The sequence below is a fragment of the Methylobacterium sp. B1 genome (genome assembly GCF_000333255.1).
GTDB classification, from domain to species: domain Bacteria; phylum Pseudomonadota; class Alphaproteobacteria; order Rhizobiales; family Beijerinckiaceae; genus Methylobacterium; species Methylobacterium fujisawaense.
Genome location: NZ_BACT01000223.1, coordinates 13,621 through 34,788, shown reverse-complemented (window position 1 = coordinate 34,788; position 21,168 = coordinate 13,621). Strand labels below are relative to the sequence as shown.

The window sequence follows — 21,168 nt, the reverse complement described above, 5'->3', positions numbered from 1 at the left end:
CGACGATCGAGATCCGGATGCTGGTGAGCGCCCGCAACGCGCCCCAGGCCTGGGACCTGCGCTGCGTGGTCCGCGAAGCGATGATCACGTGGCTCCAGGCCGAGCACCCGGAGGCCCTGCCGCGGCACCGGACGGAATGGGTCGGCGCCGAGGAGCCGGCCCTGCGCCGGGCGGAGGCGCGGCGGTTCGCGGCGTGAGGCACTGCGTTCAGTGTTGCGGGATTCCCAGCCACGCCCTCATCCTGAGGTGCCGAAGCGCAACGGAGGACTCGAAGGAGGGCTCCAGGAATCGCAGCGGCTTCTGGAGGGCTCCTTCGAGGCGGCTTCGCCGCACCTCAGGATAAGGGCGCGGGTCGGATGTCTTCCGATGGACCGTCGCTCAGTCGTCGGCGCCGGCGTAAAAACTCTCCACGCCGATGCCCTCCTCCTGCATCAGCCGGGCGCGGGCGCGCAGCTTCTCGGTCTCGCTCTTGAGCTGGCCGCAGGCCGCCAGGATGTCCCGGCCCCGGGGCGTGCGCACCGGCGAGGCGTAGCCGGCGTTGAACACGATCTCGGAGAAGCGCTCGATCCGGTCCCAGTCGGAGCATTCGTAGCGGCTGCCCGGCCAGGGATTGAACGGGATCAGGTTGATCTTGGCCGGGATGCCCTTGAGCAGGCGGACCAGCTCCCGCGCGTCCGCGTCCGAATCGTTGACGCCCTTCAGCATCACGTACTCGAAGGTGATCCGGCGGGCGTTGCTCAGGCCCGGATAGGCCCGGCAGGCGGCGAGCAGCTCGGCGATCGGGTATTTCCGGTTGAGCGGCACCAGCTCGTCGCGCAGGTCGTCGCGCACGGCGTGGAGCGAGATCGCCAGCATGGCGTTGGCCTGCTCGCCGAGGCGCGGGATCTGCGGCACGACCCCCGAGGTCGAGACCGTGATGCGCCGCCGGGACAGGCCGAGCCCCTCCTGGTCCGACATCACCCCCACCGCGTCCACCACGGCGTCGAGATTGTAGAGGGGCTCGCCCATGCCCATGAACACGATGTTGGTCACGAGCCGGCCGACCTCGCCGGAGCCGCCGGCGTCGCGGCTCGGCATCTGGCCGGGCCAGTCGCCGAGCTCGTCCCGGGCGGTGACGAGCTGCTGCACGATCTCGGCGGCCGAGAGGTTGCGCACGAGGCGCTGCGTGCCGGTGTGGCAGAACGAGCAGGTCAGGGTGCAGCCGACCTGGGAGGACACGCAGAGCGTGCCCCGGTCCGGGCCGGGAATGTAGACGCACTCGATCTCGGCGCCGCGATTGTGCTCCTGCCGGTTGGTCGGCGCCATGCGGAGCAGCCATTTGCGGGTGCCGTCCCGGGAGACCTGCCGGCTGGCCACCTCGGGCCGCTCCAGGGTGAAGTGCTCGGCGAGCTGCGCCTTCAAGGCCTTGCCGACATTGGTCATCTCGGCGAAGTCGGACGCTCCGCGGAAATTGACCCAGTGCCAGACCTGGCCGGCGCGCATCCGGCTCTCGCGCTCGGGCACGCCCATGCCGACGAGCTGCGCCTTGAGGGCGTCGCGGGTCAGGCCGACCAGCGATGGGCGGCGGCCGGGCAGCGCCTCGGGGAGGAGATCGGGCGCCTTCTCGATCGCGGCATCGGCCGCGCGGGCGCTGTCGAGCGACGGCGTCGCCATGGCGTTCAAACAATCCATACGATTGGAAAGGGTCTGATATAGGCGATCGCGCCGGCGAATGCGAATGCGCGCTGGCGACGGCTGACCCCACGGAGAGCCATGACGACCGACACGCAGGCCGGGCAGGCGATCTACAATCCGCGGACGCTGCAGATCTACGACCTCGTCGTGCTGCGCCTGTCGAACCCGCTGATCTGGCGCTGCCCCACGGCGCGGATCCTGGATCTCTACGACCGGCACGCGGGCTTGGCGCATTGCGACGTCGGGGTCGGGACCGGCTGGTATCTCGACCGCTGCCGCTTCCCCGCGCCTGCGCCGCGCATCGGCCTGATGGACCTCAACGCCGACAGCCTCGCCTTCGCGGCCGACCGGATCGCGCGCTACCGGCCCGAGACCTACCGGGTCGACGTGCTCGGCGCCCCGGCCACCGGCATCGCGCCGTTCGACTCGATCGGGATGACCTACCTGCTCCACTGCCTGCCGGGCGACATCGCCGCCAAGGCGAAGGCCTTCGACACGGTGCGGCCGTGCCTGCGGGACGACGGGGTGGTGTTCGGCGCCACGATCCTGTCGGGGGGCGTCCCGACCACGGCTGCGGCGCGCGCGCTGATGCGAGTCTACAACCGAAAAGGGGTGTTCTCGAACGGCGCCGACACGCTGCCTGCCCTGCGCGCGGCCCTCGCTCAGCGGTTCCGGTCGGTGGAGATCACGGTCGTCGGCTGCGTCGCCCTGTTCGTGGCGCGGGAGCCCCGCTGACCCGGCCACCGTCCGCGCACACGAAAAAGGGCGCCCGCAGGCGCCCTGATCCGTTCGGCCAGTCCCAAAAAATCAGGCGGCTGCGGTCTTCACCGGCACACCCTTCTCGGCCAGGAAGGTCTGCAGCTCGCCCGACTGGAACATCTCGCGGGTGATGTCGCAGCCGCCGACGAACTCGCCCTTCACGTAGATCTGCGGGATGGTCGGCCAGTTCGAGAAGGCCTTGATGCCCTCGCGGATGCCCTGGTCGGCCAGCACGTTCACGCCCTTGAACGGCACGCCGAGGTAGTTGAGGATCTGCACCACCTGTCCCGAGAAGCCGCATTGCGGCATCTGCGGCGTGCCCTTCATGAACACCACCACGTCCTGGGAGGCGATCTCGTTCTGGATGGTCGTGTTGGCGTCGGTCATCGCGTTAGTCCTCGTTCGTCCTGTGACGGTTTATCGTGCAGCAAGCTTATAAGCTTGGCGTATGCTTCCTTGATTCCGCGATTTGCAGCAGTATCGCGTCCATATCAAAGCGTGCCGAAAGAAGCTCGTCCGGATCAACCGGACAGCTATCCGGCAGGTTGGGCAGAAGGCCATCACCGTATGGCGTAAGACCCAAGTTGGCGGTTTCGCGTGCGGATTTCCAGATCCGGTCCCAATCCAAACGCTGCCGCATCGATCGCTCGAACCTGTTGCGCGCGGCGATTTGGAACGTCAGCGTCTCCTCACGCCAGGGGCGGGTGACGGGCAGATCCGGCGCCGATAGGCGCTTCAGCATATGGGCGAGAGCCTGGACCAGCAAACCCTCAACGGCTCGAAGTTGAGACCGTCCTACGCTCTCGATCTCCTCGGCGACATTCTCCCAGTCAACCGCATTCGACAGGTCGCTGCGGGCTCCGAGCGCGCGCAGAGCCGCAGCCTGCTCCTCGGCCCAGGTCACGATGTCGTCATCGTAGAGACTCGGTCGATCCATCGGGAGAGCTACCGCGAGAACGCCTAATCCTGCGGGACACCCGTGGTCAGCGCAAGGGCGTGGAGGACGCCGCCCATCCGGCCCTGAAGGGCGCCGTAGACCATCTGGTGCTGCGCCACCCGTGTCTTGCCCTTGAAGGCCGCCGACAGGACGGTGGCGGCGTAGTGGTCGCCATCGCCCGCGAGGTCGCGGATCTCCACCTGCGCGTCCGGCAACGCTTCGCGGATCATGCGCTCGATCTCGCCCGCATCCATCGGCATCGGCAAACTCCTGGGCGTAAGGGGGTTCAGGCGGCGGGAGCGGCCGGCTGGCTCGCCATGTAGGCGGGCAGCCAGCCCTCGTGCGCCGTGGACAGGTCGGCCAGCGATATGGTCTCGCCGCCCGGCAGGGTCAAACGGTCGGAGCCGGTGACGCCGACCACCGCCGCGTCGATCCCCTGCGCCGAGGCGCTGTAGAGGAGGTCGCTGGCAGCTTCCGGATCGATCGCCAGCAGGTAGCGGCCCTGGTCCTCGCCGAACAGGTAGGCGTGGGGGGCGAGATCCACCGGCACCTCGGGCAGAGCAGCGCCGATGCCGCCGGCCATCGCCATCTCGGCGAGGGCGACCGCGAGGCCACCGTCGGAAAGGTCGTGGACCGTGTCGACGGCGCCCGACTGGATCAGGGTGCGGACGAAGTCGCCGTTGCGGCGCTCCAGGGCGAGATCCACCGGCGGCGGCGCGCCCTCCTCGCGGCCCTCGATCACCGACAGGTAGGCGGATTGGCCAAGCCAGCCCTCGCCGGAGCCGATCAGCACCAGCACGTCGCCCTCGCGCTTGAGGGCGATGGTGGCGTGGCGCGCCACGTCGTCGAGCACGCCGACGCCGCCGATGGTCGGGGTCGGCAGGATGCCGACGCCGTTGGTCTCGTTGTAGAGCGAGACGTTGCCGGACACGACCGGGAAGTCCAGCGCCCGGCAGGCCTCGCCGATGCCCTGCAGGCAGCCGACGAGCTGGCCCATCACCTCGGGCTTCTCGGGATTGCCGAAGTTCAGGTTGTCGGTGATGGCGAGCGGCTTGGCCCCGACCGCCGTGATGTTGCGCCACGCCTCGGCCACGGCCTGCCGGCCGCCCTCGACCGGGTCGGCCTCGCAATAGCGCGGGGTGACGTCGCAGGTGAGCGCCAGCCCCTTCGGCCCGTCCTCGACCCGCACGATGGCGGCGTCGCCGCCGGGCTTCTGGACGGTGTTGCCCAGGATGAAGTGGTCGTACTGCTCGAAGACCCAGCGCTTGGACGAGAGGTCCGGGGAGCCGACGAGGCGCTTGAGCGCGTCGGTGAGCGAGGCCGGGGCCGGAACCTCGGAGGCCGCGAGCACCGGCAGGTGCGTGTTGGACAGGTGCGGCCGGTCGTAGAGCGGCGCCTCGTCGCCGAGCTCCTTGATCGGCAGGTCGGCCACGGTCTCCCCGTGCCACTTGATCACGAAGCGCAGCGTGTCGGTGGTCCGGCCGATCACCGCGAAGTCGAGCCCCCACTTCACGAAGATGGCTTCCGCCTCCGCCTCCATGCCGGGCTTGAGCACCATGAGCATGCGCTCCTGGCTCTCGGAGAGCATCATCTCGTAGGGGGTCATACCCTCTTCGCGGGCCGGCACCTTGTCGATGTCGAGTTCGACGCCGAGGTCGCCCTTGGCGCCCATCTCAACGGCCGAGCAGGTGAGGCCGGCGGCGCCCATGTCCTGGATGGCGATCACCGCCCCCGAGGCCATCAGCTCCAGGCAGGCTTCGAGCAGCAGCTTCTCGGCGAAGGGATCGCCGACCTGCACGGTCGGACGCTTCGACTCGGAGGCCTCGTCGAACTCGGCCGAGGCCATGGTGGCGCCGTGGATGCCGTCGCGGCCGGTCTTGGAGCCGAGATAGACGATCGGGTTCCCGATTCCGGCGGCGGCCGCGTAGAAGATCCCGTCGGTGCGGGCGAGCCCCACCGCCATGGCGTTGACCAGGATGTTGCCGTCGTAGCGCTTGTGGAAACCGGTCAGACCGCCGACGGTGGGCACGCCGAAGGAGTTGCCGTAGCCGCCCACGCCCGCGACCACGCCGGAGACGAGGCTGCGGGTGCGCGGATGGTCGGGGGAGCCGAAGCGCAGGGCGTTGAGCGCCGCGATCGGCCGAGCGCCCATGGTGAACACGTCGCGCAGGATGCCGCCGACACCGGTCGCCGCGCCCTGATAGGGCTCGATGTAGCTCGGGTGGTTGTGGCTCTCCATCTTGAACACGCAGGCGAGCCCGTCGCCGATGTCGATCACGCCGGCGTTCTCGCCCGGTCCCTGGATCACCCACGGCGCCGAGGTCGGCAGCCCGCGCAGGTGCTTGCGGGAGGACTTGTAGGAACAGTGCTCGTTCCACATGGCCGAGACGATGCCGAGTTCGGTCAGCGTCGGGTCGCGCCCGATCAGGCCGCGAAAGCGCTCGTACTCGTCCGGCGTCAGGCCGTGCTGGGCCACGAGCTCGGGGGTGATCGGAACGTCGTTGCGGAACATGGGGCAGCCTCGACGAGGGCGGTCCGGGAGCCCCGACAGGACCCCCGACCCGATAAGCGACCCGAACCGGGCAGCGTGCGGCGACGGTGACGGATTAGTGCGTTCTCCCACCGCGTTGCAATACGCCGTCTGACGCCACCGTGGATGAAGCCCGGTCACGCCGCCGGCGGATGGGCCAGGAAATCGGCGATCGCCGCCACGAACTTGTCGCCGTAGGCCTCGCGCTTGCGCTCGCCGACCCCGTGGACCGTGCGTAGAGCCCAGAGGTCGACGGGCTTCTGGCGGGCCATCTCGATCAGCGTTCGATCGGGGAAGACCATGAAGGCCGCGATGCCCTCGGCCCGGGCCAGCGTGGCGCGCAGGCCGCGCAGGTGCTGGAACAGCGCCTCGTCGGCCTCCGAGAGGGCGATCTCGCCGTCCTCGCGGGATGCAGGCCGGCGTCGCTCGCGGGATTCGGCCTTCGGCTCCGGATCCGGGCGGAGCTGGACCGGCTCCCGGCCGAACAGGATTGCCTCGCCCTTCTCGGTCATGGACAGGCCGCCGAAGCCGTCGGCGTTCTCGGCGATCGCCCCGGCCGCGAAGAGCTGGCGCAGGATCGCCCGCCACGCGGCCACCGGCTTGTCGGCGCCGACCCCGAAGGTCTTGAGGCTCGCGTGGCCGTTGCGGCGGATCTGCTCGCTCTCCTTCCCGTGGACCACGTCGCAGATATAGGCCGCGCCGAAGCGCTGGCCGGTGCGCACGACGGCCGAGAGGATCTTCTGCGCCGAGACCGTCCCGTCCACGAGGGTGACGCCGCCGCGGCACAGGTCGCAGCGGCCGCAAGGGCCGCTCGCCTCGCCGAAATAGGCGAGCAGCGACTGGCGGCGGCAGGTGGCGCCCTCGCACAGGGTGATCATCGCCTCGAGCTTGCGCCGCTCGACCCGGCGGCGCTCGTCGGAGATCTCCTTCTCGTCGATCTGGCGGCGGCGCAGCGCCATGTCGTCGAGGCCGTAGAGGGTCAGCGTGTCGGCGGGCAGCCCGTCGCGGCCGGCGCGGCCGATCTCCTGGTAGTAGCCCTCGACGTTGTTGGGCATGTCGGCGTGGCAGACGAAGCGCACGTCGGGCTTGTTGATGCCCATGCCGAAGGCGATGGTGGCGGTCATCACCACCCCGTCCTCCTGCAGGAACCGGTCCTGGTTGCGCATGCGCGTGCCCTGGTCGAGGCCGGCATGGTAGGGCAGGGCGTCGAACCCGTCCTTCTTGAGGGTCTCGGCCAGTTGCTCGACGCGCTTGCGCGACGAGCAGTAGATGATCCCGCTCTCCGCCCGCCGATGCTTCAGGAACCGCTCGATCTGCCGGGCCGGGTTGTCCTTGGGCTGGAAGGTCAGCCGGATGTTCGGCCGGTCGAAGGAGTGGACGAAGATCTTCGGGGGCCGGTCCTGCGGGAACAGCCGCTCGGCGATCTCCGCGCGGGTCGCGGCATCGGCGGTGGCGGTGAGCGCCAGGGTCTGGATGTTGCCCAGCGCCACCCGGGCCCGGGCGATCTCCCGGTACTCGGGCCGGAAATCGTGGCCCCATTGCGAGACGCAATGCGCCTCGTCCACCGCGAGCCGCCGGACCCCGGCCCCGCGCAGGGCCTCGATGCAGCCCTCCATCAGCAGGCGCTCGGGGGACACGAACAGGAGACGGAGGTCGCCCGAGCGCAGGGACCGCCAGGTCTCGCGGGACTCCGTCTCCGCCACCGTCGAGTTGAGGGTGGCGGCCTCGATGCCGACGCTCTTCATCTGCTGCACCTGATCGTGCATCAGCGCGATCAGCGGCGAGACCACGACGGTCAGACCGGGCTCGACCAGGGCGGGGAGCTGGTAGGTCATCGACTTGCCGGAGCCGGTGGGCATCACGGCGAACACGTCGGCGCCGTCCAGCACCGCGCCGATCACCTCGTCCTGCCCGGGCCGGAAATCCTCGTAGCCGAAGGTCTTCTTGAGCGCGGCGCGGGCCTCGTCGAGGCGGGTCATCGGGATCCTTGATCGGGGTTCTGGCCGCCCTTGCGGCAGGGGTGTGTAGACACTGGCCTCCGTGCGTCTACACGGGGGCTGCCATGCCGCTCAACATCCGCAGCGAAGAGGTGAATCAGCGCGCCGAGAAGCTGGCATCGCGGACGGGCGTGAGCAAGACCGAGGCGGTGCGACCCGCGCTCAAGAACGGACTGGCGCGGCAGAACGCGGAGCGCGAGACTTTCCTGGAGCCGGTCAAGCCGATCCAGGACAGGTTGGCATCCAACCCGTCGACGGGCCCAAGGCGGATAAGGCCTTCTACGACAGCCTGAACGACGCGTGATGTTCGTCGACGCGTCCGCCAGCATGGCGATCGTCGCCGGCGAGCCGGGACATTCTGCGCTGATGGATCGGTTGCGCGACAGTCCCGTGCGGCTCACGAGCGGCGTTGCCGTGTATGAGGCGGTGCTCGCCATCACCCGGCTCCAGGCCGTCCCGCCCGAAGTCGCCGAAGAGATCGTGGACGATTTTCTGGCCGCCACAGGCGTCACGCGGGTCCCGATCGCCGAAGCGGAGACGCGCCTCGCCCTCGCGGCCCACGCCCGCCACGGCAAGGGCCGCCACCCGGCGCGCCTGAACCTCGGCGACTGCTTCGCCTGTGCCTGCGCGCAGATGCACGGCGTGCCGCTGCTCTACGTCGGCGACGCCTTTCCGCAGACCGACATCCGCTCCGCCCTGGCCTGACGCGTCAGCCGCCGTGGAACTCGGCCACGTGCTGGGCCACGATCGCGTCGAAGGATTCATCCGCCTGGAAGCCCAGAGCCAGGGCCGCCTCCGGCTCGAAGGCCTCCGGCCAGGAGCCGACGATCCGCGCGATGGTCGCGTCCGGCGCGCGCCGGATCAGCGCCACGGCCTTGTCGCCCGCCGCGCGGCGCAGGGCTTCGATCTCCTCGGCGACCATGGCGGAGACGCCCGGCATGGTCAGGCTGATCCGGGGCCCGATCGCCGCGAGGTCGAGCCCGGCGGCGTGGACGAGGAAGCCGACCGCCGCGGCGGGGCTGGCGAACCAGTGCCGCACCGTGTCGGGCACCGGCAGGATCGCCTCCTGGCCGGCCAGCGGCTCGCGGATGATGCCGGAGAAGAAGCCCGAGGCCGCCTTGTTGGGCTTGCCCGGCCGCACGCAGATGGTCGGCAGGCGCAGACCGATCCCGTCGAGGAAGCCGCGGCGCGCGTAGTCGGCGAGCATCAGCTCGCCCATGGCCTTCTGCACCCCGTACGAGGAGGCTGGGCGCAGGATGTGGTCGTCCGGGATCACCTTGGGGAAGGGCGGCCCGAACACCGCGAGGGAGGAGGTGAAGACGAGCTTCGGCCGGTAGCCGTCCGCCGCGTTGGCCGCGCGGATCGCGTCGAGGAGCAGGCGGGTGCCGTCGAGATTGACCCGATAGCCGAGTTCCAGGTTGGCTTCGGCCTCGCCGGAGACCACCGCGGCGAGGTGGAAGATCACCCCCGGCCGCCCGGCGATGGCGGCCTCGGCGGCACCCGGGGCCGTCAGGTCGGCGGCCTCGGCCCGCACCGGGCCGGAGAAGCCTTCCGGCGCCGCGGGCGGAACCACGTCGAGCAGGGTGAGGGCGCTGAGCGTCTGCCCGCCGACCTGGCCGTCCTTCACCAGGGCGTCCACGAGGCGGCGGCCGATCATGCCGGCGGCACCGAGAATCAGGGCGTGCATGGGAAACCTCTCGTCGGAGTATGCGGCCTCAGGCCATCATGTCGAGGGCGCGGCCGAAGAAGTCCGGGCCGCCGAAATTGCCGGATTTGAGGGCGAGCAGCATCGGCTCCGGTCGCCCTGCGGTCCGCAGCACCGGCACGCCCGCGGCGATCTCCGGCCCGAGCAGGAAGGCGGTGAGGCCCAGCCGGTCGACCACCGACCCCGAGGTTTCGCCGCCGGCGACCACGAGCCGGCGCACGCCGCGGGCGACGAGGCCCTCGGCGATGGCGGCCAGCGCCGCCTCGATGGCGTGGCCGGCCGCGTCGACCCCGTGTTCGGCCTGGAGGGCGCGCACCGCCTCGGGGGGCGCCGACGACGCGATCAGCACCGGGCCTGCGGCGAGCCGTTCCGCCGCGAAGGCCAGGGCCTCGGCCACCACGTCGGCGCCGGCGAGCAGCCGGGCCGGGTCGAGGCGCATCACCGGCATGATCTTCTCCGCCGCGGCGACCTGCTGGAGGGTCGCCTGCGAGCAGCTGCCGGCGAGGCAGGCGGCGGCCCCGCCCACCGGCTCGCCCACGGCGGCCCCGGCGGCATCCTGCGTGCCGCGCCCGTCGGCCACCAGCGCCCGGGCGAGCCCGAGCCCGAGGCCGGACGCACCCACGGAGAATTTCTCGGCGATGATCGCCCGCCCGAGGGTTTCGAGATCGCTGTCGAAGATCGCGTCCGCGATGGCGGCGCCCTTGCCCTCGGCCGCCAGGGCCTGGAGGCGGGCCGCCACGGCCTCCGCACCCCGGGCCACCGTGGCGGTGTCGACCAAGCCGACCGGGCTGGCGCTCTGGCGCCCCAGCACGCGCACGAGGTTGGCGTCGCGCATCGGGTTGAGCGGATGGTCCTTCAGGGGACTCTCGTTCAGCGGCACGGATCCGACGAACAGGTTGCCCTGGTAGACGCTCCGGCCCGTCTCCGGGAACGCCGGGGTCACGAGCGCGATGGCCGCGCCGGCCTCGGCCCGCAGGGCGTCCATCACCGGGCCGATATTGCCCGCATCCGTCGAATCGAAGGTCGAGCAGACCTTGAACATCACGTGGGCCGCGCCCCGGGCCCGCAGCCAGGCTTCCGCCTCGCGGGAGCGGGCCACGGCCTGGTCGGCCGGGATCGAGCGGCTTTTCAGCGCCACCACCACCGCGTCGGCCTCCGGCAGGGCGCGGCCTTCCTCAGGCACCCCGATGGTCTGGATCGTGCGCAGGCCCGCCTTGGTCAGGGTGTTGGCGAGGTCCGAGGCGCCCGTATAGTCGTCGGCGACGCATCCCAGCGCGAGGCTCATCGGGCGCTCCCCTTGTAGGCGGCGAGCCAGCCGAGGCCCGCGACGGTGTCGGCGGCCGGGATGTACTCGCAGCCGACGAAGCCGCGGTAGCCGAGCCGGTCCAGCTCGTCGAACAGGAAGAAGTCGTTCATCTCGCCGGTACCGGGCTCGTGGCGCTCGGGCACGCTCGCCGTCTGGACGTGGCCGATGATCGGCATCAGGGCGCGCAGCCGCATGGTCACGTCGCCGTGCAGGATCTGGCAATGGTAGAGGTCGAACTGCAGCTTCAGGTTCGGCAAAGCCAGCTCACGGATCAGGTCCGCGGCGCGGCCGAAATCGTTGAGGAAGTAGCCCGGCATGTTCCGGCCGTTGATCGGCTCCAGGACGAGGTCGAGGCCGGCGTGGGCGAGCCGCTCGGCCGTCCAGGTCACGGCCCGGCGGTAGGATTCGGCGGCCTTGGGATCGTCCCAGGGGGCGAGGCCCGCCATGAGGTGGAGCCGGCCCACGCCGGTCGCCTCGGCGTAGCGGAGCGCCGTCTCGACACCCGCCTTCAGCTCGTCGAACCGCTCGGGGAAGGCGGCGATCCCGCGCTCGCCCCCGGCGAAGTCGCCCGGCGGCAGGTTGAACAGCGCCTGGGTCAGGCCGTTCGCCCGGAGCCGCGCGCCGATGGCCTCGGGCGGATGCTCGTAGGGGAACAGGAACTCCACGGCGTCGAACCCGGCGCGGGCCGCAGCCTCGAACCGGTCGAGGAACGGCACCTCATTGAACATCAGGCTGAGGTTGGCGGCAAAGCGCGGCATTCTTTTGGGACTCCCTGCCCGATCCTTAGAAACGCGACGATCCGCTCAGCGGACCACGATCCAACCCAATCCCCGCATCCTGAGGTGCCGGAGCGCAGCGGAGGCCGCGAAGGCGGCCCGCTGGCGCGGGCACCTCAGGATGAGGAAGCGGGTGGGATCAGGCCTCCTCAGGCCGTCCCCGGCAGCTTCGCCCCCGAGACCTGCGCGTAGAGCCGCGCCACGGAGGCGTCGTCGTCGCGGCCCATGCCGGCGCCGGACGCCATCAGGAACATCTGGAGCGCCGCGGCCGCAACCGGGACCGGGTACTTCTCCGCCCGGGCCATGTCCTGCACGATGCCGAGATCCTTGACGAAGATATCGACCGCGCTCTTCGGGCTGTAATCCGCGTCCAGGATGTGGGGCACCCGGTTCTCGAACATCCAGGAATTGCCGGCCGACTTGGTGATCACCTCGTAGACGCGCCGGAGATCAAGGCCCTGCTTGGCCGCGAAGGCCATCGCCTCGCAGGCGGCGGCGATATGCACCCCGGCCAGCAGCTGATTGATCATCTTGAAGGCCGCGCCCTGGCCGGCCGCGTCGCCGAGCTCGTAGAGCGTGCCCGCCATGGCATCGAGGGCGGGCCGCGCCTTGGCGAAGGCATCCGCCGAGCCCGAGGCCAGGAAGGTCAGGCCGCCCTCGGCCGCGCGAGCGGCGCCGCCGCTCATCGGGGCGTCGAGATAGTGGCGGCCGGTGGCCTCCAGCCGGGCGGCGAGCGCGCGCGCGACGGCCGGATCCATGGTGGCGGAGGAGACGAACACCGCGCCCTCCGGCATCGCGGCGGCAGCCCCGTTCTCGCCGAACAGCACCGCCTCGGTCTGGGCGGCGTTGACCACCACGCTCACCACCACGTCGGCATCCCGGGCCGCCTCCGCGGGATTCGCGGCGCCCCGGCCGCCGGCCGCCGCGAAGCGCGCCACCGCCTCCGGGTTCACGTCGCAAGCGGCAACCGAGAAGCCCGCCCGCAGGAGCGAGCCGGCCATGCCGGAGCCCATGGAGCCCAGGCCGATCACCGCGGCGCGGCGGGTGGGGGTGTCTGTGGTCATCGCGGGCTGATCCTGCCTGAAGGGAAGGGCGCCCCTGCGTCGCCGCGCGGGGCCCGAGGCCCCTCTCCCGCCGGGAGAGGGGCCGTGTCGCGCTCGGCTCGAAGCCTCAGCGGTTGACCATCCGGGCCGGCGTGACGAACACGCAGACCGAGCCGACCACCAGCATCGCGGCGAGCGCGTACATGCCGGCGGCGGTGCTGCCGGTGGCGTCGCGCAGCGCCCCGATCACGTAGGGGCTGACGAAGCCGGCAAGATTGCCCACCGAGTTGATCAGGGCGATGCCGGCCGCCGCGCCGGCGCCGCTGAGGAACGCCGTGGGCAGCGACCAGAACAGGGGCGAGCAGGTCAGCACGCCGGCCGCCGCCACCGAGAGGGCCGCCACCGCGATGGTGGTCGAGCCCGCGCTCGCCGAGACCACGAAGCCGACGGCGCCGAGCAGGGCCGGGACGATCAGGTGCCAGCGGCGCTCGCGCATCCGGTCGGCGCTGAGCCCGAACAGGACCATCACGATGGCCGCGCACAGGAACGGGATCGCGCTGATCAGGCCGATGTTGAGATTGCCCTGCACGCCCGACGCCTTGACGATCGTGGGCATCCAGAAGGTGAGGCCGTACTGCCCGGTCACGAAGGCGAAGTAGATCAGGCTCATGAACCACACGCGGCCGTTGCGGAACACGGTGGCGATGGAGTGCGGGCTCGATTCCTTGCCCCGGTTGTCGGCGGCGATGTCGCGCTCCAGGAGCTGCTTCTCGGCGTCGCTCAGCCACTTCGCCTCGGCCGGGCGGTTGTCGAGGTAGAAGAACACGGCGAGTCCGATGAGCACCGCCGGCACCGCCTCGATCAGGAACATCCACTGCCAGCCGGACAGGCCCTGGGCGCCGTTGAACGCGTCCATGATCCAGCCGGAGAGCGGGTTGCCGAAGATCCCCGAGATCGGGATCGCCGCCATGAACACCGCGATCACCTTGGCGCGGCGATGGGCCGGGAACCACGACGTCGTGTAGAGGATCACGCCCGGATAGAAGCCGGCCTCGGCCAGCCCGAGCAGGAAGCGCATCCCGTAGAAGCTCCACTCGGAGTTCACGAACAGGAAGGCGCCGGAGATGATTCCCCAGGTGATCATGATCCGGGCGATCCACACCCGCGCGCCGACCCGGTGCAGGATCACGTTCGAGGGCACCTCGAACAGGAAGTAGCCGAGGAAGAAGATTCCGGCACCGAGGCCATAGACCGTCTCGGAGAACTTCAGCTCCTGGGACATCTGGAGCTTGGCGAAGCCGACATTCACCCGGTCGAGATACGCCACCACGTAGCAGAGCATCAGGAACGGCACGAGGCGCCAGAACACCTTCGCGTAGGTGTGGTCGGCGAAGGACTTTTCGTCCGCGGGCGCGGTGGCGCCCCCCAGCGGAGCGGCTTGGACCGGCATGGCGTTCTCCCTCGCCCATACGCTCGCGCGGATGGGCGGATCATGGTCTTCACCGCTCGTCGGGCGGCGCTGGGGCGGTGCCATATCGCCTTTTGGCAGCGCTGCCAATCCGGTTGTGCGACATAATGCAGGCCGCTATGTCAGGGGTCGGATCGCTGAGGACGGTCTTCCCAATTGCACCCCCATCCCGCGGTGGCGCAGCGCAGCGGAGGCCTCGAAGGAGCCCTCCAGGGAGCGCCGCGCCGTCTGGAGACCTTCTCCTTCGGGGCCCGGTCGCGCGGGCATCCCGCGATGAGAGGGCGGATGGGCGATGCGACGGACGTCATCAGAGACCGCGCCGGGAGAAGCGGGGCCATGGACGAATTCCAGCCGCCGGGGCGGCTCGTGACGCTCACCGACGTGGCCCGTGAGGCCGGGGTCGGCGAGAGCACGGTCTCGCGGGTCCTGCGCAACCACGGCTCCTATTCCAAGCGCGCCGGCGCGCGGGTGGCGGAGGCAGTGGCCCGGCTCGGCTACGTGCCGAACCGCCTCGCCGGCAGCCTCGCCGGCCAGGGCGCGAGCGCGCGGCTCGTGGGCGTCGTCATCCCGTCGCTCGCCAACGTGGTCTTCCCCGACCTGCTGCGCGGCCTGACATCGGCGCTCGATGCCGAGGGCATCCCCTGCGTGATCGGGGTGAGCGAGTACGATCCGGACCGGGAGGAGGCGCTGGCCGCCGCGCTCCTGTCGTGGCGGCCGGCGGCGCTGCTGCTCACCGGGCTGGAGCACAATCCCGGGACGGTGGCCCTCGCCAGGGCCGGGGGCGTGCGCGTCGTCGAGATGATCGACACGGATGGCGACGGGATCGACACGGTGGTCGGCTTCTCCAACCGGGCCGTGGGGGCGGCGAGCGCCCGCCACCTCGTCGCGCGGGGCTACCGCCGCATCGCCTATCTCGGCCACGACTTGCGCATAGACGTGCGGGCGGGCAAGCGGCTGGCCGGGTTCGAGGAAGCCCTGGCGGAGGCCGGGCTGGCGCTCCAGGCCCAGGAGATCCGGTCGGGGCCGTCCTCGCCGGCCTCGGGGCGGGCGGGGCTGGAGGCGCTGCTGGCGCGCCACCCGGATCTCGATGCCGTCTACTTCTCCAACGACGACATGGCGCTCGGCGGCTACTTCGCCTGCCTGGCGGCGGGGCTCGCGGTCCCGGGACGGATCGCGCTGTTCGGCTTCAACGGGCTCGACTTCGCGGCGGCGATGCCCCAGCCCCTCTCGACGGTGCGCACGCCGCGCCTGGAGATCGGCCGGCGGGCCGCCGCCTGCCTGACCGATCAGAGTCCAAAGAAAATCGATCTCGGGTTCGAGCTGATCGAGGGAGCGACCGCATGAGCGACGAGAGCCGGCTGCGCGAAGACATCTGCCGCTACGGCCGCTCGCTGTTCGAGCGCGGCCTGACGCCGGGCTCGTCCGGCAACATCTCGCTGCGCCTGCCCGACGGCGGCTGGCTGGTGACGCCGACCAACGCGTCCCTCGGCTTCCTCGACCCGGCGCGGATCTCCCGGCTGGACCAGCAGGGGCGCCTCGTCTCGGGCGACAAGCCCACCAAGGAGATCCCGCTGCACAGCGCGCTCTACGAGAGCCGCAGCGAAGCGAAGGCGATCGTCCACCTGCACTCCACCCACGCGGTGGCGGTCTCGATGCTGCCGGAGATTGACCCGCGTCAGGTTCTGCCGCCTTTGACGCCCTATTACCTGATGCGCACCGGCGGCACGGCGCTGGTGCCCTATTACCGACCCGGCGACCCGGCGGTCGCGGACGCGATTCGGGGGCTCGCCGGCCGGTACAGTTCGGTGCTGCTCGCCAATCACGGCCCGGTGGTGGCCGGGGACAGCCTGGAGGGCGCGGTCTTCGCCACCGAGGAGCTGGAGGAGACCGCCAAGCTCTACCTGCTGCTCCGCAACCTCAACCCGCGGCAGCTGAGCCCCGGGCAGGTGGCCGATCTGGTGAGCCATTTCGGCCTGACCCTGCCGGAGCCGGAGGACCATGCCGGGCACGATCACGGGTGAGGGGGGCCCTCAGCGGTCTGTGCGAAGGCGCAACGCGCCCACTCTCCCATGCGGGAGAGGGTCGGGGTGAGGGATCGGGTCTTTCCGGTGAGGTCGCACCCCTCACCCTGTCCCTCTCCCGCACGGGCGAGGGGACCCGCGCTCCGTTCAGATGGCGATTGTCCGCGGGGAAGGCTCCGCCTCACCCCTCGATCTTCGCGAACTCCGCCACCTCCCGCGTCGCGGCGCGCAGGGCGTTGAGCAGAGCCAAGCGGTTCTCGCGGAGCTTCGGATCGGGCGCGTTGACGGTGACGTCCTGGAAGAAGGCGTCCACCGGCGCGCGGAGCGTGGAGAGCGCCTGCATGGCCCCGGCGAAATCCTCGCGGGCGACCGCCGCCGAGGCGGTCTCCCGGGCCTTCGCCAGCGCCTCGGCCAGTGCCCGCTCGGCCGGCTCGCCCGCGGCGGCGAGGGCGGCGTCGGGCGCGGCATCGTAGGCGCGGCCGTCCTTCTTCTCCTCGATGCGCAGGATGTTGGCCGCGCGCTTGTAGCCGGCCAACAGGTTCTTCCCGTCCTCGGTGTCGAGGAACTGTCCGAGCGCCTCGACGCGGCGCACGACCATCAGCAGGTCGTCCTGGCCGGGCAGGGCGAAGACGGCGTCGATCAGGTCGTGGCGGGCGCCCTGGTCGCGGAGGTAGACCTTGAGGCGGTCCGCGAAGAAGCCGAGGAGATCCCCGGCATCCGCACCGGCCCGCCCGGCGAGGCCGCGATCCGCCGCGCCGACCTGCTCGAGAAGGCGCAGGCGCAAGCCGCGGTCGAGGATCAGCCGGATCACGCCCAGAGCCGCCCGGCGCAGGGCGAACGGGTCCTTGCTCCCCGTGGGCTTCTCGTCGATCGCCCAGAACCCCACCAGCGTGTCGAGCTTGTCGGCGAGCGCCACCGCGATGGAGACCGGATCGCTCGGCACCCGGTCGGAGGGGCCGGTCCCTGTTCCCCGGGGGCTTTTGTTGATGGCCCAGAACCCACCAGGTGTTGAGCTTGTCGGCGAGGCCCCCCCGAAGGAGAACGGATTGTTCGGCACCCGGTCGGAGGGGCCGAGCGGCTTTAAAGCTCCTCGATGGCCGCGCAGACGCTGTCGTGCTCGCCCTGGAGCGCCGCGTATTTGCGGCCCATCAGGCCCTGGAGCTCGGGGAACTCGCCGACCATCTCGGTGACGAGGTCGGCCTTGGCGAGACGGGCGGCGCGCTCGGCGAGCGCCGGATCGGCCCCGACCAGAGTCGCGAGGTCCTTCGCCAGCGCGGCGATGCGGGCGATCCGCTCGCCCTGCGTGCCGAGCTTCTCGTGGAAGACGATGCTGTCGAGCTTCGGCAGCCGATCCTCCAAGCGGATCGCCTTGTCGGTCTCCCAGAAAAACTTCGCGTCCGACAGGCGCGCCCGGACCACCCGCTCGTTGCCGGCTGTGATCGCCCGGCCGCCGTCGCTGGCGACGAGGTTCGAGACCAGGATAAAGGCCGGCGCCAGGTCCTCCGACCCGCCCTTGCGCAGGACGAAGCACTTCTGGTTCGCCCGGATGGTCGCCCGGATCGCCTCGGCGGGGATGTCGAGGAAGGCCTCGTCGAAGGAGCCCATCAGCACCACCGGCCATTCCACGAGGCCCGACACCTCCTCCAGCAGCCCCTCGTCCTCGACGAGGTCGAGGCCGCGGGCGAAGGCGAGGTCGCGGGCATCGTGCAGGATCACGTCCTTGCGCCGGTCGGCGTCGAGGATGACCTTCGCCCGCTCCAGGGCCTGGATGTAGTCGTCGAACCGGCGCACCTCGATCGCCTCCGGGGCGAGGAAGCGGTGGCCGTAGGTCACCGTGCCGGCCGCGATCCCGCCGACCGCGAACGGCACGACCTCGGGGCTCTCGTTCTCCGGCCCGAAGGTCGCGACGATCGATTGCAGCGGGCGCACCCAGCGGAGGGACCCCGGCTCCGCCGAGGCCGCGCCCCAGCGCATGGATTTCGGCCAGGGGAAGTTCTTGACGATTTCGGGCAGGAGCTCGGCCAGGACGTCCAGCGTCTCGCGGCCGGGCCGCTCGATCACCGCGAGGTAGAATTCGCCCTTCTTGGGATCGGTGACGGTCGTGGCCTGATCGAGGCTCGTCAGTCCCGCGCCCTTCAGGAAGCCCTGGACGGCCGCCTCGGGGGCGCCGACCCGCGGGCCGCGGCGCTCCTCGCGCACGGCCTCGCCCCGGGCGGGGAGGCCGGCGATGTGCAGCGCCAGCCGGCGCGGCGTCGAGAACGCCTTGGCGCCCTCGTACAGGAAACCGCGCGCCACCAGGGCGTCGGTGACGAGCTTTTTCAGATCCTCCGCCGCGCGCCGCTGCATGCGGGCGGGGATCTCTTCCGAGCGGAGTTCGAGCAGGAGGTCGGGCATGGCGCGGCCATATCGCCGCGCCGCACCCCTGTCGAGGGTCGACGGCCCAGGCTCAGCGCGCCTCGCCCTTGAGGATGGTCGTGAGCTGCCACTTGCGGTCGCCGATCGCGTGGGCGTCGGAGACCTTCCAGCCGCCATCCTCGCGCACGAGGTCGTAGACGATCGCCTTCGATCCGTCGCCGCCCTTGCGCTCCACCGTGACCTTCGCTTGGTCCTTGCCCTCGGTGGCCTCCTTGAAGGTCAGGTTCTTCACCGTGTCGGGCTTCAGGGGCTCGCCGTTCAGGCGATAGTCGAAGTCGAGGTTGCCGGTGGCACCGTTGGCCTGCTTCGCGTCGGCGTCGAACAGGCCCTGCAGGCGCTTCGAATACACGGAGGAGTGATTCGGGTGCGGCTCGGCGTAGAGCTTCTTGACTGTGGCCTCAGGCCCGGGATCGGCCGCCAGCGCGGGGGCGAGGCCGAATCCGAGGAGGCTGAGGGCGAGGATCGTCTTCTTCATCACGAGGTTCCCGCGTCTGCGGACGCGCCGGAGCGCGCCGGTTGGCGGGGGTTGCAACGCGCGAAGGCTCAAGGGGCTCCGCCGGCCGCGGTCTTCAGCCACGCGGCCCCGCAGGCCTTGGCGAGTTCCCGCACCCGCAGGATGTAGCTCTGGCGCTCCGTCACCGAGATCACGCCGCGCGCGTCGAGGAGGTTGAAGACGTGGCTGGCCTTGATGCACTGGTCGTAGGCCGGCTGCGCCATCCGGTGGCGCTCGCCCTCCGCGGCGGGCGCGCCCGCCGCGAGGTAGGACCGGCAGGCCGCCTCCGCGTCGGTGAACTGGCGGAACAGCATCGTCGTGTCGGCGGACTCGAAATTGTGGCGGGAATATTCCTGCTCGGCCTGCAGGAACACGTCCCCGTAGGTGATCCGGTCCGCACCCTCGGCGCCGTTGAAGTCGAGGTCGTAAACGTTCTCGACGCCCTGGACGTACATGGCGAGCCGCTCCAGCCCATAGGTCAGCTCGCCCGCCACCGGCGCGCACTCGAAGCCCGCGACCTGCTGGAAATAGGTGAACTGGCTGACCTCCATCCCGTCGCACCAGCATTCCCAGCCCAGGCCCCAGGCGCCGAGCGTCGGGCTCTCCCAATCGTCCTCGACGAAGCGGATGTCGTGGAGCTTGAGGTCGACGCCGATGGCCGCGAGCGAGGCGAGGTAAAGCTCCTGCAGGTTCGGCGGGTTCGGCTTCAGGATCACCTGGAACTGGTAATAGTGCTGGAGCCGGTTGGGGTTCTCGCCGTAGCGGCCGTCCTTGGGCCGGCGCGACGGCTGGACATAGGCCGCCTTCCAGGGTTTCGGGCCGAGCGCCCGCAGGGTCGTGGCCGGATGGAAGGTGCCGGCGCCGACCTCCATGTCGTAGGGCTGGAGGATCACGCAGCCCTGCGCCGCCCAGAATTCCTGAAGCGTCAGGATCAGACCCTGGAAGGATTTCTTTTGGGACATGGGTGTCGGAGGCTCGGGCTCGCGCGGCGGCTCGGGCCGCTGGCGGGCCGGTTTAGGTGCGGGCGGGCAGGGGTGCAAGGCGCAGGGTGTCGGGTGAAGGCGATCGGGTGACGGGTCTTCGGCGCCGGCGGCCCGGGTTGCCTGTCCGGGCCGGATGAGGTCCGATCCGTCCGGACCAGCGGAGAGAATCATGGACAGCAGCCTCGCGATCCGCCGGATCGGCGCCGGCGACCGGGATGCTTGGCTGCCGCTCTGGCGGGGCTACCAGGTTTTCTACAAGGTCGACCTGTCGGACGCCGTCACGGAGACGACCTGGCGGCGCCTCAACGACCCGGCCGAGCCGGTCGACGGAGCCCTGGCGTGGCGCGGCACGGAGGCGATCGGCCTCGTCCACCACATCCGCCACCGCTCGGCCTGGACGGTCGGGGATTACTGCTACCTCCAGGACCTGTTCGTGGCGGACGGCGCCCGGGGTCTCGGGATCGGGCGGCGGCTGATCGAGCACGTCTGCGAGGCCGCGAAAGCCGCCGGCTGCTCCCGCGTCCACTGGCTGACGCACGAGACCAACACCGACGCGATGCAGCTCTACGACCGGATCGCCGAGAAATCCGGCTTCGTGCAGTACCGCAAGATCCTTTGAGGGCCCGCGCCCCAGGTGCGGCGGGACACGCAAGCGTGGCGGTTTTTGGGCAATACCGGGAACCGCCAAGCCAACGGCCAAGTTATCGCTGCAACAGGGGATCTCGGCACCTCAGCGCTGCCGAACGCAATACGACGGACCACTCGTCATGTTCAATGCTCGCACCCGCAACACCTTCGGCCGCAAGAACATCGCCGTCTTCGCCGCGCTCGCCATCTCGTCGCTGGCCGCGACGCCCGTCGTGATGAGCGCCAGCCGCGCGCTCGCCACCTCCGAGGACCAGCCGGTGGCCGCGACCCTGCGGGTCGAGCCGGTGGACGTCGCGCCCGTGGCGGTGGCGCCGAAGTCCGAGGGGACCTGCCTGCGCAAGGTGCGGGTCGTCTACAGCGGCTACGGCCAGCCGGCGGACGGCTGCGCCGCCCATTGAGGAGCCGTACCCCGG

General features: G+C 70.7%; 19 protein-coding genes and 4 pseudogenes. 8 read left to right on the top strand and 15 right to left on the bottom strand.

Going from position 1 to position 21,168, the window contains the following annotated elements:
* Nucleotides 1–197 (top strand): annotated as a pseudogene (locus I53_RS06030) (mechanosensitive ion channel family protein); the annotation flags it as partial.
* 181 nt (nt 198–378) lie between these two features.
* On the opposite strand, the gene rlmN reads toward I53_RS06030, so the two are convergent.
* Nucleotides 379–1,653 (bottom strand): 23S rRNA (adenine(2503)-C(2))-methyltransferase RlmN, encoded by a 1,275-nt coding sequence (gene rlmN, locus I53_RS06025; RefSeq protein ID WP_043347814.1) that lies wholly within the window; start codon nt 1,651–1,653, stop codon nt 379–381.
* 99 nt (nt 1,654–1,752) lie between these two features.
* Here rlmN and I53_RS06020 point away from each other — a divergent pair, with 99 nt between their 5' ends.
* The gene (locus I53_RS06020) at nt 1,753–2,409 is read left to right on the top strand and encodes a class I SAM-dependent methyltransferase (protein WP_043347811.1); all 657 of its coding nucleotides are present in this window, start codon (nt 1,753–1,755) and stop codon (nt 2,407–2,409) included.
* A 72-nt stretch (nt 2,410–2,481) separates the two neighbouring features.
* Here the strand turns inward: I53_RS06020 and grxD are convergent, their stop codons facing one another.
* The 5 genes from grxD to recQ all read right to left on the bottom strand — a co-directional run bounded on the left by grxD (nt 2,482) and on the right by recQ (nt 7,879).
* The gene (grxD, locus tag I53_RS06015) at nt 2,482–2,820 is read right to left on the bottom strand and encodes a Grx4 family monothiol glutaredoxin (RefSeq protein WP_043347809.1); all 339 of its coding nucleotides are present in this window, start codon (nt 2,818–2,820) and stop codon (nt 2,482–2,484) included.
* 46 nt (nt 2,821–2,866) lie between these two features.
* A complete protein-coding gene (locus I53_RS31010; RefSeq protein WP_083935986.1) occupies nt 2,867–3,370 on the bottom strand; it encodes a DUF29 domain-containing protein in 504 nt (167 codons plus the stop codon).
* Nucleotides 3,371–3,393: 23 nt separating this feature from the next.
* The gene (locus I53_RS06005; RefSeq protein WP_007568343.1) at nt 3,394–3,630 is read right to left on the bottom strand and encodes a BolA family protein; all 237 of its coding nucleotides are present in this window, start codon (nt 3,628–3,630) and stop codon (nt 3,394–3,396) included.
* Between the two features lie 26 nt (nt 3,631–3,656).
* Nucleotides 3,657–5,882: a phosphoribosylformylglycinamidine synthase subunit PurL gene (purL, locus tag I53_RS06000; protein ID WP_043347803.1), complete on the bottom strand. Its 2,226-nt coding sequence runs from the start codon at nt 5,880–5,882 to the stop codon at nt 3,657–3,659.
* Nucleotides 5,883–6,037: 155 nt separating this feature from the next.
* Complete coding sequence (gene recQ, locus I53_RS05995) at nt 6,038–7,879, bottom strand: DNA helicase RecQ (RefSeq protein ID WP_043347801.1); 1,842 nt, start codon at nt 7,877–7,879, stop codon at nt 6,038–6,040.
* A gap of 83 nt (nt 7,880–7,962) precedes the next feature.
* Between recQ and I53_RS31005 the strand changes: the two genes are divergently transcribed.
* Together I53_RS31005 and I53_RS05990 are read left to right on the top strand one after the other, a co-directional pair.
* Nucleotides 7,963–8,190 (top strand): type II toxin-antitoxin system VapB family antitoxin, encoded by a 228-nt coding sequence (locus I53_RS31005; RefSeq protein ID WP_306307425.1) that lies wholly within the window; start codon nt 7,963–7,965, stop codon nt 8,188–8,190.
* A 10-nt stretch (nt 8,191–8,200) separates the two neighbouring features.
* Complete coding sequence (locus tag I53_RS05990; protein ID WP_043347798.1) at nt 8,201–8,602, top strand: type II toxin-antitoxin system VapC family toxin; 402 nt, start codon at nt 8,201–8,203, stop codon at nt 8,600–8,602.
* Between the two features lie 4 nt (nt 8,603–8,606).
* On the opposite strand, the gene denD is transcribed toward I53_RS05990, so the two are convergent.
* From denD to I53_RS05965, 5 genes and pseudogenes are all read right to left on the bottom strand, one after another.
* Nucleotides 8,607–9,584 carry a D-erythronate dehydrogenase gene (denD, locus tag I53_RS05985; protein ID WP_043347797.1) on the bottom strand — a complete coding sequence of 326 codons (978 nt, stop codon included), beginning with the start codon at nt 9,582–9,584 and terminating at the stop codon, nt 8,607–8,609.
* 28 nt (nt 9,585–9,612) lie between these two features.
* On the bottom strand, nt 9,613–10,887 hold the full coding sequence (gene otnK, locus I53_RS05980; protein WP_043347794.1) for a 3-oxo-tetronate kinase: 1,275 nt from the start codon (nt 10,885–10,887) through the stop codon (nt 9,613–9,615).
* Nucleotides 10,884–11,666 carry a 2-oxo-tetronate isomerase gene (gene otnI / locus I53_RS05975; protein ID WP_043347792.1) on the bottom strand — a complete coding sequence of 261 codons (783 nt, stop codon included), beginning with the start codon at nt 11,664–11,666 and terminating at the stop codon, nt 10,884–10,886. The genes otnK and otnI overlap by 4 nt, the downstream gene beginning before the upstream one ends.
* A gap of 167 nt (nt 11,667–11,833) precedes the next feature.
* Nucleotides 11,834–12,754, bottom strand: a pseudogene (ltnD, locus tag I53_RS05970) (L-threonate dehydrogenase); the annotation flags it as partial.
* Between the two features lie 100 nt (nt 12,755–12,854).
* Nucleotides 12,855–14,177 carry an MFS transporter gene (locus I53_RS05965; protein WP_051044691.1) on the bottom strand — a complete coding sequence of 441 codons (1,323 nt, stop codon included), beginning with the start codon at nt 14,175–14,177 and terminating at the stop codon, nt 12,855–12,857.
* A 354-nt stretch (nt 14,178–14,531) separates the two neighbouring features.
* Between I53_RS05965 and I53_RS05960 the strand changes: the two genes are divergently transcribed.
* Complete coding sequence (locus I53_RS05960; RefSeq protein ID WP_043347788.1) at nt 14,532–15,539, top strand: LacI family DNA-binding transcriptional regulator; 1,008 nt, start codon at nt 14,532–14,534, stop codon at nt 15,537–15,539.
* Nucleotides 15,536–16,216 (top strand): aldolase, encoded by a 681-nt coding sequence (locus I53_RS05955; RefSeq protein ID WP_043347786.1) that lies wholly within the window; start codon nt 15,536–15,538, stop codon nt 16,214–16,216. Before I53_RS05960 ends, I53_RS05955 begins: the two co-directional genes overlap by 4 nt.
* A gap of 181 nt (nt 16,217–16,397) precedes the next feature.
* On the opposite strand, the pseudogene I53_RS36105 reads toward I53_RS05955, so the two are convergent.
* The 4 genes and pseudogenes from I53_RS36105 to I53_RS05935 all read right to left on the bottom strand — a co-directional run.
* Nucleotides 16,398–17,174, bottom strand: a pseudogene (locus I53_RS36105) (glycine--tRNA ligase subunit beta); the annotation flags it as partial.
* Between the two features lie 114 nt (nt 17,175–17,288).
* A pseudogene (glyS, locus tag I53_RS36100) lies at nt 17,289–18,610 on the bottom strand (glycine--tRNA ligase subunit beta); the annotation flags it as partial.
* A 52-nt stretch (nt 18,611–18,662) separates the two neighbouring features.
* Nucleotides 18,663–19,106 carry a DUF3828 domain-containing protein gene (locus I53_RS05940; protein ID WP_043347783.1) on the bottom strand — a complete coding sequence of 148 codons (444 nt, stop codon included), beginning with the start codon at nt 19,104–19,106 and terminating at the stop codon, nt 18,663–18,665.
* Between the two features lie 68 nt (nt 19,107–19,174).
* Nucleotides 19,175–20,086 (bottom strand): glycine--tRNA ligase subunit alpha, encoded by a 912-nt coding sequence (locus tag I53_RS05935; protein ID WP_043347781.1) that lies wholly within the window; start codon nt 20,084–20,086, stop codon nt 19,175–19,177.
* 190 nt (nt 20,087–20,276) lie between these two features.
* Between I53_RS05935 and I53_RS05930 the strand changes: the two genes are divergently transcribed.
* Nucleotides 20,277–20,726 carry a GNAT family N-acetyltransferase gene (locus tag I53_RS05930; protein ID WP_043347779.1) on the top strand — a complete coding sequence of 150 codons (450 nt, stop codon included), beginning with the start codon at nt 20,277–20,279 and terminating at the stop codon, nt 20,724–20,726.
* Between the two features lie 148 nt (nt 20,727–20,874).
* Nucleotides 20,875–21,153 carry a hypothetical protein gene (locus I53_RS05925; protein WP_051044690.1) on the top strand — a complete coding sequence of 93 codons (279 nt, stop codon included), beginning with the start codon at nt 20,875–20,877 and terminating at the stop codon, nt 21,151–21,153.
* The last annotated feature ends 15 nt before the right edge of the window (nt 21,154–21,168 follow it).